General features: G+C 60.0%; 4 protein-coding genes. All 4 read left to right on the top strand.

Features of this window, described 5'->3' with window-relative positions; genetic code table 11:
* Window positions 1-253 precede the first annotated feature (253 nt).
* The 4 genes from C8K63_RS25045 to C8K63_RS25030 all read left to right on the top strand — a co-directional run bounded on the left by C8K63_RS25045 (window position 254) and on the right by C8K63_RS25030 (window position 15,214).
* Window positions 254-10,891 carry a peroxidase family protein gene (locus tag C8K63_RS25045; RefSeq protein ID WP_108219119.1) on the top strand — a complete coding sequence of 3,546 codons (10,638 nt, stop codon included), beginning with the start codon at window positions 254-256 and terminating at the stop codon, window positions 10,889-10,891.
* A gap of 50 nt (window positions 10,892-10,941) precedes the next feature.
* Window positions 10,942-11,652, top strand: a complete 711-nt coding sequence (locus C8K63_RS25040; RefSeq protein ID WP_317850600.1) for a hypothetical protein — start codon at window positions 10,942-10,944, stop codon at window positions 11,650-11,652.
* Window positions 11,653-12,258: 606 nt separating this feature from the next.
* Window positions 12,259-12,906: a hypothetical protein gene (locus tag C8K63_RS25035; protein ID WP_108219118.1), complete on the top strand. Its 648-nt coding sequence runs from the start codon at window positions 12,259-12,261 to the stop codon at window positions 12,904-12,906.
* 268 nt (window positions 12,907-13,174) lie between these two features.
* Window positions 13,175-15,214 carry an FAD-dependent oxidoreductase gene (locus tag C8K63_RS25030; protein ID WP_108219117.1) on the top strand — a complete coding sequence of 680 codons (2,040 nt, stop codon included), beginning with the start codon at window positions 13,175-13,177 and terminating at the stop codon, window positions 15,212-15,214.
* Window positions 15,215-15,306: the final 92 nt, after the last annotated feature.

The raw sequence follows: 15,306 nt of genomic DNA, 5'->3' as shown, positions 1-15,306 counted from the left end.
GGGAAGGTGGTGTCCAGGACGTTCGCCTTCACTTCCAGATTCCATGACCCGCCCAGGGCTCGAATCCGCTCTGCCTGATCGCCTGGCGAGCAATTCATTTCGCGAATTCCAGGCGCGTATCCCGGGTCCCGGGTAGCGCCAGAGCTCTCGCAAAAAAACATAAAAAACAAACTGCGCAAACCAGCACTTGACTTGGCGCGGGAGGATTTTCTCGTCCCGTGCCTTTACCCAGACAGATCGAGGGCAATCCAAAATGGCCAATTTCAGCAAGTCGGACCTGGAGTTCATCCTCAAGCAAATCTTTATCGCAGAAGCGAATGCCGACGGCACCAGCCTCATTGATTTGCTTCCCAACACTCAGGTGCCATTCGGCCTGCGTACCGTCGATGGCAGCTTCAACAACCTGGTCACCAGCCAGAGCGAGTTTGGCACCGCGGACAATGCCTTCCCGCGCTTGCTCGATCCCTCGTTTCTGGATGCTTACGCCGGGACAGGCTCAGTGACCGATCCGCAACCACGGATCATCAGTAACCTGATCGTCGACCAGACCGCCAATAACCCGGCGGCCTATGCCGCAGCGTTCGACCCGGGCCTGGACGGTGTGCTCAACTTCGGCGTGGTGGGTGCGGGTAATGACGACGTGCTCAAGGAAGGCGTACAGATAGTCACCAGCCCCGGGCTGGATGGCGTGTTCGGCACGGCCGATGACAAGGACGTGTTCTTCATGCCCAACGTGTCGCCGGACGTCGGCCTGACCGCCAGCTTCAACTCGTGGATGACCTTCTTCGGCCAGTTCTTCGACCACGGTCTCGACCTGGTCACCAAGAGCGCTACCGACTTCGTGTTTATTCCGCTGCAACCGGACGATCCGTTGTTCGTAGCAGGCAGCCCGACCAACTTCATGGTGCTGCCACGTGCGGTGCGTACTGCCGGCGCGGACGGAATAGTCGGCACCACCGATGATGGCCAGACCAACACCACCTCGCCTTTTGTCGACCAGAGCCAGACCTACAGCTCGCATCCTTCGCATCAGGTGTTCCTGCGCGAGTACGTGCTCAATGCGGACGGCGATCCTGTTGCAACGGGGCGCTTGATTACCAACCGCGATCTCGGCGCCGATGGCCTGTTTGGCACTGCCGACGATGGCAGCGGCGAAAATGGCGGCATGGCGACCTGGAAGGTGGTCAAGGCCCAGGCCCGTGACATTCTGGGCATCAACCTGACTGACGCCGATGTACACAACGTGCCATTGCTGGCAACCGATGCGTACGGCAACTTCATCCGCGGGCCGAACGGCATGCCGCAAGTGGTGATTCGCATCAGCAACGGCGCTGACGGCATCGCCGGGACAGCTGACGACGTCACTCAACTGGTCGAAGGCAACCGGGCAGCTCCGATCAGTCTGGCCAACGCCGTGAGTGCCGGGCATGGCTTCCTCGACGACATCGCCCACAATGCCGCGCCGGTCGTCGTTGGCGGGGTTCTGCAGGCGGATGCCGACATCGCTGTCGGCAATGCGCAGCCCGTTGACGCGGGCGGCAACAACCTGACCTATGACAACGAATTGCTCGACGCCCACTACATTGCCGGCGACGGTCGGGTCAACGAGAACATCGGCCTGACCACCGTGCACCATGTGTTCCACTCCGAGCACAACCGCCTGGTCCAGCAAACCAAGGACACCCTCATAGCCGCTGGCGATCTGGCCTTCCTCAATGAGTGGCTGGCGGTCGACGTGGCCGCGATTCCGACTACACCCGCCGAGATCGCAGCATTGGTGTGGGACGGCGAACGCCTGTTCCAGGCCGCCAAGTTCGGCACTGAAATGCAGTATCAGCACCTGGTGTTCGAGGAGTTCGCGCGGACCATTCAACCGCAGGTCGACGAATTCCTTGCGCCCAGTGGCTATGACACCTCTATCAACCCGGCGATCTTCGCCGAGTTTGCCCATGTGGTGTACCGCTTCGGTCACTCGCTGTTGACCGAGACCGTCGATCGCTTCGACCCTGCGTTCAATCCGCTCCTCACTGACCCGGCCAACCCGGACTCGCAACTGGGCCTGATCGCAGCCTTCCTCAACCCGCTGGCGTTCGCCGGTAGCGGGGTGACTGCGGACCAGGCGGCAGGGGCAATCGTTCGTGGTGTGACCCGTCAGGTCGGCAACGAGATCGATGAGTTCGTCACTGAAGCGTTGCGCAACAACCTGCTCGGTCTGCCGCTCGATTTGCCGAGCCTGAACCTGGCGCGTGGTCGCGACACTGGCATCCCCACCTTGAACGAGGCGCGCCGTGAGTTCTACGCATCCACCGGCGACAGCCAACTCAAGCCGTACATCAGTTGGGCTGACCTGGCGGACAGCCTCAAGCACCCCGAGTCGCTGGTCAACTTCATTGCGGCCTTTGGTACGCATGCCTCGATCACGGCGGCGACCACGCTGGCAGACAAACGCGCTGCAGCCTTTGCGCTGGTATTCAATGTTGCGGGTTCGCCGGCTGACCGCCTGGACTTCCTCAACAGCACCGGTGCCTGGGCTAACGTAACGACGGCCGGCAGGGATGGGGTATTGGGTACTGCCGATGACCAGACAGGTGTGACGGTCACGGGCGTCGATGACATCGACTTCTGGGTCGGCGGCCTCGCCGAACAGAAGATGCCGTTCGGCGGCATGCTCGGCTCGACGTTCAACTTCGTGTTTGAAACCCAGATGGAGGCGTTGCAGAACGGCGACCGCTTCTACTACCTGTCGCGTACCGCGGGCCTGAACTTCGGCACTGAACTTGAGAACAACTCCTTTGCCAAGCTGATCATGCTCAACACCGATGTCACCCACCTGGCGAACACCGTGTTCCTGACGCCGACGTTCACCCTCGAAGTGAATCAGGCCGCCCAGTTCACCGGCCTGGGCCTGGACAGCCGTGCCGATCCGACGGGCGGCATCCTGATCAACGGCGTGGAAGTCGTGCCGCTGGTGATTCGCGACAACCCCGACACCGTGGGGCCGGACACCAATTATCTGCATTACACCGGTGAAGACCATATCGTCATGGGCGGCACCGCCGGCAATGACATCATCATTTCCGGTGACGGCGATGACACCCTTTACGGCGACGCCGGCAACGACCGCCTCGAAGGCGGTGCCGGGAACGATGCGGTACTGGGCGGCGCGGGTGATGACATCATCTCCGACTCGTTCGGCGACAACCGTCTGGAAGGCAATGCCGGTAACGATGTGATCGTGGTTGGCAGCATGCTTGCTGCAGGCAACCTGATCCTGGGTGGCGATGGCCAGGACTTCATCATCACCACCGAAGACATCAGCACCACCTTCGGCGGCCAGGGTGACGACTTTATCCTCGGTGCCAAGACCAACCTGCCACCGACCGGCAACGAAGGTGATGACTGGATCGAGAAGGGTACCCAGGACGGTGCGCCTGGCGATAACTTCTCGCCATTGCTCCTTGACGATGTGATCGGCAACGACATCTTTGTCGGTGGTGGCGGCTTCGACGAAATGATCGGTGAGGGTGGCGATGACATCTTTATCGGCAGTGATGCCCAGGACAAGATGGACGGCATGTCCGGTTTCGACTGGGTCTCCTACAAGAATGACAAGGTCGGCGTGACCGTTGACCTGAGCCTGGCGGCGTTGGCGCAGCCACATGGTAATGCGCCAAACCAGAATGCTGGCGTGTTTAATCCGGTCGGTGCCTCGCCAGCCTCGATTCTCGACCGTTTTGCCGAGGTCGAAGGCTTGTCCGGTTCGGCTTTCGGCGATGTGCTCAAAGGCGATGATGTCGATGCAGTCACTATCGTCAACCACGGTGGTGCCACGGGCAGTGCGCTGACCAATGTGGCATTGATCCGCGGACTGGACCAGTTCCTGGCCGATGCCGGTTTGCCGGTCACTGGCTTTGCCACTGGCAACATCATCCTCGGCGGCAATGGCAGCGACCTGATCGAGGGCCGCGGTGGCGATGACCTGATCGATGGCGACAAATGGATCAATGTCAGGATTGCCGTTTATGCCGCCGGCGACGTCAACCATACCGGTCCCGAGATTGCCAGCTTCGACAGCATGGTCGATATGATCCCGCTCATGCTGGACGGCACCTTTAACCCTGGCCAGCTCAAGGCCGTACGGGAAATCATGCCCGGCACCTCGACGGGCGGGGCGGCCTTCGACACCGCCATCTACTCCGGGCTTCAGGCCGAGTATACGGTTACCGTTGACGACCGCGGCACGGCCACTTTGGCGGACGATGTCTATACAGTGATCGATAGCGTAGCGGGTCGCGACGGCACCGATACCCTGCTGCATATCGAACGCCTGCAATTCGCCGATGACCAGCTAGTGCTGGTGCCGGGGCAGAATGCCCAACCGGTTGGCAGTCCTACCGTCACGGATGGAAACGGCGGAGCGATAACAGTGGGGGATACGCTGACTGTCAGCGTGGCCGGGGTGCGCGATGCCAACAACGTCGCGGCGGGTAATCCGCAGGGGCTTATCACCAACTCCTCGGTGTCCTACATCTGGCAGTTCGAGGCAACCCCAGGCAGTGGCGTATTCGAGGACATCATCCTGTTGCCGGCTGGCGACCTGGCGTTCCAAAGCGCCGACGGTACCGCGTTCAAGGTCTCTCCTGACCTCGCCGGGTTGTCGTTGCGGGTCAAGGCGATCTATCAGGATGGTCATGGCACCACGGAGCTCCTTTTCTCCACGCCGACGGCTGCCATCGTTGCCGGTGCACCGGTCACGCCAACGGCGCTGGTACCTGTAGTCGATGCCACCGCGGGTGGTGCAGGCCTGCACATGGTCCGCTCCGACCTCAACTTCATTCTTGACCAGATCAAGATTGCCGAGGCTGATGCGGCCGGTCAGGACATCCTCTCGCTGATCCCGAACATCCGCGCGCCATTGGGCCTGCGTGCGGTCGACGGGTCGAACAACAACCTGATGAACCTCAACGGCATTAACAACACCGAGTTTGGTGCCGCCGATAACGTCTTTCCGCGCTTGACCGATCCGGTCTTCAATCCGGCGGAAGGGGGAACGTCGTATGCGCAGAACAGCGGCCTTGTGATTGACTCGCAGCCACGCACCATCAGTAACCTGATCGTCGATCAGACGGCGAACAACCCGGCGGCCTATGCCACGGCTTTCAACCCGGGCCTGGACGGTGTGCTGAACTTCGGCGCGGTGGGTAACGACGACGTGCTCAAAGATGGCGTACAGATTGTCGCCAGCCCCGGCCTGGATGGTCAGTTCGGTACTGCCGATGATCACGATGTGTACTTTATCGAGAACGTCGCGGCGGATGCGGGGTTGTCCGCGCCGTTCAACGCCTGGATGACATTCTTCGGGCAGTTCTTCGATCATGGTCTGGACCTGGTCACCAAAGGTGGTTCGGGCACTGTCTTCATCCCGCTGCAACCGGATGATCCACTGTTTGTCCCAGGTAGCCCGACTAATTTCATGGTCCTGACCCGCGCGACCAACCTGCCGGGGCCGGATGGCGTTCTCGGTACGGCCGACGACATCCATGAGCAAACCAACACCACCTCGCCGTTCGTGGACCAGAACCAGACCTATAGCTCGCACCCGTCGCACCAGGTGTTCCTGCGCGCTTATCAACTGACCGACACTGGCCCTATAGCGACCGGCAGGCTGATCACCAACCGTGATCTGGGCGCGGATGGCCAGTTTGGTACCGCGGACGATGTCGAAATCGGTGGCATGGCGACCTGGAAGGTGGTCAAGGCGCAAGCCCGTGACATTCTCGGTATCAACCTGACCGATGCCGACGTCGACAACGCCCCGCTGTTGGCGACTGATGCCTATGGCAATTTCATCAAGGGGCCGAACGGCTTCCCGATGGTGGTGATGAAGGGCGTTGACGGTCTTGGCGGCACGGCGGATGACGTCCTTGTCGAAGGCAATCCGCTTGCTCCCCTTGACCTGACCAATGCTGTGCGCACCGGTCATCAGTTCCTCGTCGACATTAACCATAATGCCGCGCCGGTAATCGTCGGTGGGGTTCTGCAGGCGGATGCCGACACCGCTGTCGGCAATGCGCAGCCCGTTGACGCGGGCGGAAACAACCTGACCTATGACAACGAACTGCTCGACGCTCACTACATCGCCGGCGACGGCCGGGTCAACGAGAACATCGGCCTGACCGCGGTGCATGCGATCTTCCACTCCGAGCACAACCGGCTGGTTGCGCAGACCAAGGACACCGTGCTCGATTCGGGTGACGTGGCCTTCCTCAACGAGTGGCTGCTCAATCCGGTGGCTGCATTGCCAACCACCCAGGCTGAGTTCGATGCGCTGCAGTGGAATGGCGAGCGCTTGTTCCAGGCGGCCAAGTTCGGCACCGAAATGCAGTATCAGCACCTGGTGTTCGAGGAGTTTGCGCGGACCATCCAGCCCAGAGTCGACCTGTTCTTCGCACCGACCCAGGTCTATGACGTCGACCTCGATGCCTCGATCGTCGCCGAGTTCGCCCACACCGTGTACCGGTTTGGCCACTCGATGCTGACCGAGACCGTCGATCGATTCGATATCAATTTCAACGCGGTGGGCGATCCGGCCAGCGCTGATCCCAATCAGCAACTGGGCTTGATCGCAGCGTTCCTCAACCCGTTGGCGTACGCCGCCAGTGGCGTGTCGCCAGAGGATGCGACCAGTGCGATCATCCGTGGGGTGACTCGGCAAGCCGGTAACGAAATCGACGAGTTCGTCACTGAGGCGCTGCGCAATAACCTGCTCGGCCTGCCGCTCGACCTGCCGGCGATCAACATCGCCCGTGGCCGCGACGTGGGGATTCCCTCGCTCAACGCGATCCGCCGCGACATCTACAGCCAAACCGGTGATACCCAACTCAAGCCGTACACCAGTTGGGTCGATCTGGTGCAGTACCTCAAACATCCGGAGTCGTTGATCAACTTCATCGCCGCCTATGGCACGCATGACACGATCACGGGGGCGACCACGATGGAGGGCAAACGCGCTGCAGCCCTGGCGCTGGTCTTCGGTGGTGCGGGTGCGCCGGCTGACCGCCTGGAGTTCCTCAACGGCAGCGGTGCATGGGCCAACGTGACGTTGGCCGGCAAGGATGGGGTGCTGGGGACTGTCGACGACCTGAAGGGTGTGACGATCACGGGCGTCGATGCCATCGACCTGTGGATCGGCGGTCTGGCCGAACAGAAAACCCCGTTCGGCGGTATGCTCGGCTCGACCTTCAACTTCGTGTTCGAGAACCAGTTGGAAAAACTGCAGGACGGCGACCGCTTCTACTACCTGGAGCGTACCTCTGGCCTGTCGATGAATGCCGAACTTGAAAGCAACTCGTTCGCCAAGCTGATCATGGCCAACACCTCGGCCACGCACTTGCCTGGCCTGGTGTTCTCGGACCCAGGGCTCTACCTGGAAGTGGACCTGAGCAAGCAATACAACGATGGCCTGCTCGCCGCCGATCCGCTCGGCCCGAATGGCGAGCAGGTGGTGTTCCGCGACAACCCGCTGACCGTGGGGCTGGACACCAACTACATCCGGTACGGTGGTGAAGAGCACATCGTGCTGGGTGGCACCGACAACGCAGACATCCTCATCTCCAGTGATGGCGATGACACGGTCTGGGGGGATGGCGGCAACGATCGCATCGATGGCGGTAACGGCAACGACCAACTGCGTGGTGGCGCTGGCGACGACATCATCACCGACATCGGCGGCGACGATAACATCCAGGGTGGCGACGGCAACGACGTGCTGCACGGAGGCAACGGCATCAACCTGATCATTGGCGGGTTCGGCAACGACTTCATCGTGACCGGTGAGGATGCCTCCGAGGCCATTGGTGGTCAGGGTAATGACTTCATCCTGGGCAGCAAAGCCAACGAACAGGACATGGGTAACGAAGGCGACGACTGGATCGAGAAGGGCACTTCGGATGGTGCGCCTGGCGACAACTTCGATCCGCTCGGCAACGACCCGGTGATCGGCCACGATGTATTCATCGGCGGTAACGAGAACGATAAGTTCAACGGCGAAGGCGGCGACGACATCATGGTTGGCAGTCTCGGCTTCGGTGACCGCTATATCGGCGGCTCCGGCTATGACTGGGCAACCTTCAAGGATCTCGCCCAGGGCGTGACCATCGATTACAGCGACCGCTTCTTCGATGTGCCACCGATGCCAGGTTCGGGCGCCTCGGCGCTGGTGCGTTTCGACATCATGGAAGGGCTGTCGGGTTCGTCCCACGGCGACTTCCTGCGCGGTGATAGCGAAACTGCCGCAACGCTACCCGTTGCGGGTGCAACCGGCAGTGTGCTGACCAACATCAGCCTGATCGACGGTCTGGCGGGCCTGCTGCCAGTCGGAGCGACGTTCTTCGACGGCGGTAACATCATCCTCGGTGGCAGCGGCAGCGACCTGATTGAAGGTCGCGGTGGTGACGACATCATCGACGGTGACAAGTGGCTGAACGTACGCATCAGCGTACGGGCGAACGCCGATGGCACTGGCGCGGAAATCGCCACGTTCGACAGCATGGCGCCGATGGTTCAGGCGATGCTCAACGGTACTTACAACCCGGGCCAGCTGGTCATCGTGCGGGAGATTCTGATCGGCACTGACAGCTTCGACACCGCGGTGTTCTCCGGTAATGCGTCGGAGTACACAGTCGCTGTCGATGGCAACGCCGTCGTCGTGACCGACCTGGTGGACGGGCGTGATGGCGTCGATCGCCTGACAGGCATCGAGCGTCTGCAGTTCGCTGACCAGGCGCAGGCGTCCGGCGTTGGTACCGTCTCGAACAGTGGTCCTGTGGGGCGTCTGGCAATCTTCGATGCTGCCACCGGTGCGCGTACCGATACGTCTGTCGCCGGCCAACTGCTGCGCGTCAGCGATCAGTCGATCCGCGACGCCGACAACGTCAGTGCGGCCAATCCGACCGGCGCGGTTACCGGTCCCGTGGCTTACTACTGGCAGGTCGAAAACATCCCTGGTTCGGGTGTCTTTGAAGACATCTCCTTTGTCGCCGCTGGCGAGGTATCGCGGGCGACTGGCGCCACCTATCTGGTAGCGGACGATGTCGCCGGTCTGAACATCCGCGTTCGGGCGGTGTATCAGGATGCCCAGGGTACGCTGGAGATCGTCGATTCTGGCGGGAACAGCGCACCGACTGCAGGGCCGACCATCCTCGGGGTTGCGTTTCCGGACCAGGTGTTGACCGCCGACACGTCGTCCATCATCGACGTCGATGGCCTCAGCAATGCGCAGTTCACCTTCCAGTGGCAGGAGACCAACGGGGTCACCTTCGTCGACATCGTCGGAGCCACCGCCAGCACGTTCACGCTTGGCCAGGCTCAGGTCGGCGATCAAGTGCGCGTGGTGGTCAGTTACGTGGATGACTTCGGTGCGGCCGAAAGCATTGCGTCCGACGCTACGGCCCCGGTGGCCGCCGGTGATGTGTTTGTCGGTACTGCCGGTGTCGACATATGGACCGGTACGTCAGGCGACGACATTGCCAGCGGAGGTGCTGGCAACGACATCCTGAATGGCTTGGGCGGCAACGACATCCTCAATGGTGACGCAGGCAATGACATGCTCATCGGGGGGACGGGTGCCGATACCATGGCCGGCGGTGTTGGCGACGATGTCTACGAAGTCACCGACGCTGGGGACGTGGTGACCGAGCTCGGCGGTGAGGGTATTGACACGGTCTGGACCTCGCTCTCGGGCTACACGCTGAGTGCCAACGTCGAAAATCTGTTTTTCGGCGGCAGCGGCAACTTCGCGGGCACCGGTAACGCGCTCGACAACACGCTCGTGGGCGGTGCGGGTAACGACGTCCTGATCGGTGGCGCAGGTGCCGACACGATGGCTGGCGGTGGCGGCAGCGATGTCTACGAAGTCACCGAGCTTGGGGACGTGGTAAGCGAGCTCGCCGGTGCCGGCAGCGACACGGTCTGGACCTCGCTCGCAAGCTACACCCTGGGTGCCAACGTCGAGAATCTGTTTTTCGGCGGCAGCGGCAACTTCGCGGGCACCGGTAACGTGCTCGGCAATACGATCGCGGGCGGTGCGGGTAACGACGTCCTCATCGGTGCCGGAGGTGCCGACACGATGGCCGGCGGTGCTGGCAGCGATATCTACGAAGCCACCGACCTTGGGGACGTGGTGATCGAGCTCGCCGGTGCCGGAAGCGACACGGTCTGGACCTCGCTCGCGAGCTACAGCCTGGGTGCCAACGTCGAGAATATGTTTTTCGGTGGCAGCGGCAACTTTGCGGGCTCCGGCAACGAGCTGGACAACACGCTCGTGGGCGGTACGGGTAACGACGTCCTCATCGGTGGCGCAGGTGCCGACACGATGGCCGGCGGTGCTGGCAACGATGTCTACGAAGTCACCGACCTTGGGGACGTGGTAGGCGAGAACGCCGGTGGCGGCAACGACACGGTCTGGACCTCGCTCGCGAGCTACACCCTGGGTGCCAACGTCGAAAATCTGTTTTTCGGCGGCAGCGGCAACTTCGCGGGCACCGGCAACGCGCTCGACAATAATATCGTGGGTGGTGCGGGTAACGACGTTCTCATCGGCGGTGGCGGTAACGACGTAATGAGTGGCGGCGTCGCCGGCAACGATACGTTCGTGTTTGCTGCCGCGGGTTTCGGCAACGATACGATCCTGAATTTCGGAGCCAATTTGGCCGCAGAGCAGGACTTTCTCAATCTCACGGCGCTGGGGATCAACAGCGCGACGTTCGCTGCCAACGTGACCATAACGGCTAACGGGGCGGACACGGTGGTAGGGATCGGGGCGGATACCATTCACCTTGTCGGCGTCAACAGCGCGGCCATTGATCAGACGGACTTCATTCTGGCCACTTGAGGTTCTGGTCAGTACTGACGCAGGGAGCGTGGACAGCGGAGGGGAGGGCAATGGATGCCCTCCCTTTCTCCTTCCATTCAATTGCCCATCAGCTATCGGAGTGCCAGCAGCGTACTGGAGCTCATCAAGGCAGGTTGGAACCGAACTGCAAAATCAAAGAAACAGTGGAAAAAGGAAACCCGGCCTTGAACATTTCAGCCATCTGCCTCTTGAGCAGCCTATTGGTTGCGGTCGCGGCTTCTGCTAGCGGGATCACTTCGGTCTTCGACCTGGGCTTCACCAGGTCAGCCACAGAAACGCTGAAAAAACTGGACATCAACGACGCTTTTATTATCGCCGTCTCAAGTCCTGCAGCGTTTACCTTCTGCCGCAGTGGTTCGTCAACGCTCTGGAAGTATCAGGTGTTGGATCTAGAGCAACAGGCGGCGATCCAGATGGGCCAAAAGCGGCCTTCGTCGGACTATCAACTCATTACCGTTGCGCAAGTCAATAGCATTGCCTGCGAACAGGATCACCTTGCACCATGGGTTAAACCGCCTGTCAGGCGTGGACTTGTCCTCGGCCTGATCACCCTGTTTCTGTTAGTCGGCCTGCGATATACCTACCGCGCAATCATGGATTGCCGATATGACCAAACCGGGTTTTCCAAGCCAGGCTTGCAGCGCTTGAGCGAATCCCGATTACCGTACAATTCAACAGTCATGGCGTTGGCCGCATGGGGTATAGCGGTAGCTACGGCATTTGTTTACTTCGGGTTTTGAGCATAAGCGCAGAGACTTGGTTTACACCCTTATTGTTTAAGTTAATCCTGCGTTGCCATCTGCCTGGAAGGCTGGCCGAATCACCGTGGGATTCGCAGTCGGAGTTTGCTCTGGATGAGAGTTGCTCGCTATTGCGCATGTTATGGGATGTATAACAACTAGTGGATCCAATAAGCGGCTGCCGAAGTGTATCTAGTCAAGCAGACCAGTTGTGGTGGGGCATAGCGTGAAAGTTGTCTTGTCACTATCGCTTCAGGCGCACTTGCGCTACGCACCGTTTGTCGGTGGTTTGCTCGAGAAATGAACATTGGAGCGTCTGTGCCCTCTGACTCCTAAGCACGTCAGTCATGACCTGCCCCTGCAATCGCAAAAAAGAAGTGGAAGTTGAATCTCAAAAGCAGTGAATGCAAATGGGGGTTTTATCTGAAACTCAGGGAGGTAATAAACAAGCCGGTCATTGATTTGCCGAGCGAGTCAATGAGGTTAACAGTGCCGAGTCCGTGACTTGGCTTATCTTTTAGAAGTAAGGTCGCACAGGATATTTGAATAAGTAAAAATCCTGTCAAGTAGTCGATCTGTACTGTCGAATAAGGTGGGGGAAATACCGTGGCGATAAATACAATTATGAGCCTGCTGGAAAATAAAGAATTCCTGGAGTTTTTACGTCTGGGTGTTATTTACGTTCATTTAGTGGCGTGTTGTGTCGCCATTGGTTTGGTGTTGACCAGTGATGTCGCTATGGTTAAAGACCTTATAAGGCGCAACGTAGCCACTGAGCATGATAATGCTCACATGGAAAGTCTTCAAAAATCTGTCGTCGTTGCACTGATAGCGCTGTGGGTAACGGGTGTCGCTGTCGTCGGTATTGATTACCTGGACAAAGGTCTCGATTACTTCATGAATCCAAAGCTTCAAGCCAAAGTCATTATTGTGGCATTGCTGAGTTACAACGGTGTCTTGTTGCATCGCATGGTACTGCCGGCGCTGCAAAAGGCAGGCTCCTTGCTCAACCTCGGATTCAGTGCACGGATGCTGGCGTTGGCCTGCGGCTCGTTGTCGGCAGTGTCCTGGATGTATGCCGCCATGCTGGGTGTCGGACGCCCTTTGGCCTGGAAGTTTTCCCTTTCCGAACTGTTGATGGCTTATCCGGTACTGATTGTGCTCGGGTTCCTGGCGATGCTGGTGTTGACTCAGCGAGCGAAAAAACAGGACGACTACGTTGCGCCTCGGCGGACAGTTGCAAGCGCATGCTAAACAGGTCATGCGCGTAAATCCTGCGGGCTTGTCCCGAGTCCGAAAGATGGCGACCTTCATGGTGCAGGTTTCAATCCGGACCTGCGCCATGAAGGTCGTTTTCGTTTTGAGTCATTCCCGTTTGCCAAATACTCCTGCTCATTTCGATCAATAAGTTGTCAGTTACGGTCATTGAGCGCCAGCGGCGCGACTCTTAGTCTGTCGAACATGACTGATGGGGGCCGTAGAGCTCCTGCACTTTCCGTGATCGATCGATGTGGAGTTACCGATGACCGCCGCTCAATACCCGCACCTGTTGGCTCCGCTGGACCTGGGTTTCACCACACTGCGCAATCGCACCCTGATGGGGTCGATGCACACTGGCCTTGAAGAGAAGCCAGGTGGTTTCGAGCGCATGGCGGCTTACTTTGCCGAACGTGCCCGTGGCGGTGTCGGCCTGATGGTCACTGGCGGTATCGGCCCGAACGATGAAGGCGGCGTGTATTCCGGTGCAGCCAAGCTGACCACCGAAGAAGAAGCGCTGAAACACCGCATCGTTACCCGTGCCGTGCACGAGGCAGGCGGCAAGATCTGCATGCAGATCCTCCACGCGGGTCGTTATGCCTACAGCCCGAAACAGGTTGCGCCGAGCGCGATCCAGGCGCCGATCAACCCGTTCAAGCCCAGGGAGCTGGACGAGGAGGGCATCGAGAAGCAGATCAGCGATTTCGTCACCTGTTCGGTACTGGCACAAACCGCCGAGTACGACGGCGTGGAAATCATGGGTTCGGAAGGCTACTTCATCAACCAGTTCCTCGCCGCTCACACCAACCACCGTACCGACCGCTGGGGCGGCAGCTATGAAAACCGCATGCGCCTGCCGGTGGAAATCGTCCGTCGCGTGCGTGAAGCGGTCGGCCCGAACTTCATCATCATTTTCCGTCTGTCGATGCTCGACCTGGTCGAAGGCGGCAGCACTTGGGACGAGATCGTTCAACTGGCCAAGGCCATCGAGCAGGCCGGTGCGACCATCATCAACACCGGTATTGGCTGGCATGAAGCACGGATTCCAACCATCGCCACCAAAGTGCCGCGCGCGGCCTTCAGCAAGGTCACGGCCAAACTGCGAGGTTCGGTCAATATTCCGCTGATCACCACCAACCGCATCAACACACCGCAAGTGGCCGAACAGATTCTGGCCGAAGGCGATGCCGACATGGTGTCCATGGCGCGACCGTTCCTCGCCGACCCGGATTTCGTCAACAAGGCTGCTGCAGGTCGCGCCGATGAAATCAACACCTGCATCGGTTGCAATCAGGCCTGCCTCGATCACACCTTCGGCGGCAAGCTGACCAGTTGCCTGGTCAACCCGCGTGCCTGCCACGAAACCGAACTCAATTACCTGCCCGTGCAGCAACTGAAGAAAATCGCCGTGGTCGGTGCCGGCCCGGCCGGTTTATCCGCCGCGACCGTGGCCGCCGAGCGTGGTCATCAGGTGACGCTGTTCGATTCGGCCAGCGAAATCGGCGGTCAGTTCAACATCGCCAAGCGCGTTCCGGGCAAGGAAGAGTTCTTTGAGACCATTCGCTACTTCAATCGCAAACTGCAGACCACCAACGTCGAGGTGTGCCTGAACACTCGCGTCGACGTGGCCGGGCTGGTCGAGGGCGGCTATGACGAGATCATTCTGGCCACCGGCATTGCGCCGCGACTGCCGGCCATTGCGGGGGTGGAAAATGCCAAGGTGCTGAGCTACCTGGACGTGATCCTGGAGCGCAAGCCGGTCGGCAAGCGCGTCGCGGTGATTGGTGCCGGTGGTATCGGTTTCGACGTCTGCGAGTTCCTGGTGCATGAAGGCGTTGCAACCAGTCAGGATCGCGCCGCGTTCTGGAAGGAATGGGGCATCGATACGCACCTGGAGGCACGCGGTGGTGTTGCCGGTATCAAGGCAGCGCCCCATGCGCCGGCCCGCGAGGTGTTCCTGCTGCAACGCAAGAAATCCAAGGTTGGCGACGGCCTGGGCAAGACCACCGGCTGGATTCATCGCACGGGCCTTAAGAACAAGCAGGTACAGATGCTCAACAGCGTTGAATACTTGAAGATCGACGACGAAGGCCTGCACATCCGCATCGGCGACACCGCAGAGCCGCAGGTGCTGCCAGTGGACAACATCGTGATTTGCGCCGGACAGGACCCGCTGCGTGAATTGCATGACGGTCTGGTGTCGGCGGGGCAGAGCGTGCACCTGATCGGCGGCGCGGATGTCGCGGCAGAGCTGGATGCCAAGCGGGCGATCAACCAGGGTTCGCGATTGGCGGCGCAGTTGTAACAGACAGGTCCAGCGTACCAATGGCCATCGCGAGCAGGTCGGATCGCCGCACCGTCGCTCCCACATTTGATCTGTGTCGTTCATAGATTCCC

This window comes from Pseudomonas sp. GV085, from assembly GCF_003050925.1.
GTDB lineage: Bacteria > Pseudomonadota > Gammaproteobacteria > Pseudomonadales > Pseudomonadaceae > Aquipseudomonas.
Note: the sequence above shows the minus strand (reverse complement) of the source record. Positions and strands in the feature narration are given on the sequence as shown.

What these genes read in the sequence shown, in the direction of transcription:
- C8K63_RS25040 (WP_317850600.1), top strand. Translation starts at nt 10,942, where the DNA reads ATGGATGCCCTCCCTTTCTCCTTCCATTCAATTGCCCATCAGCTATCG.
- C8K63_RS25030 (WP_108219117.1), top strand. Translation starts at nt 13,175, where the DNA reads ATGACCGCCGCTCAATACCCGCACCTGTTGGCTCCGCTGGACCTGGGT.
- C8K63_RS25045 (WP_108219119.1), top strand. Translation starts at nt 254, where the DNA reads ATGGCCAATTTCAGCAAGTCGGACCTGGAGTTCATCCTCAAGCAAATC.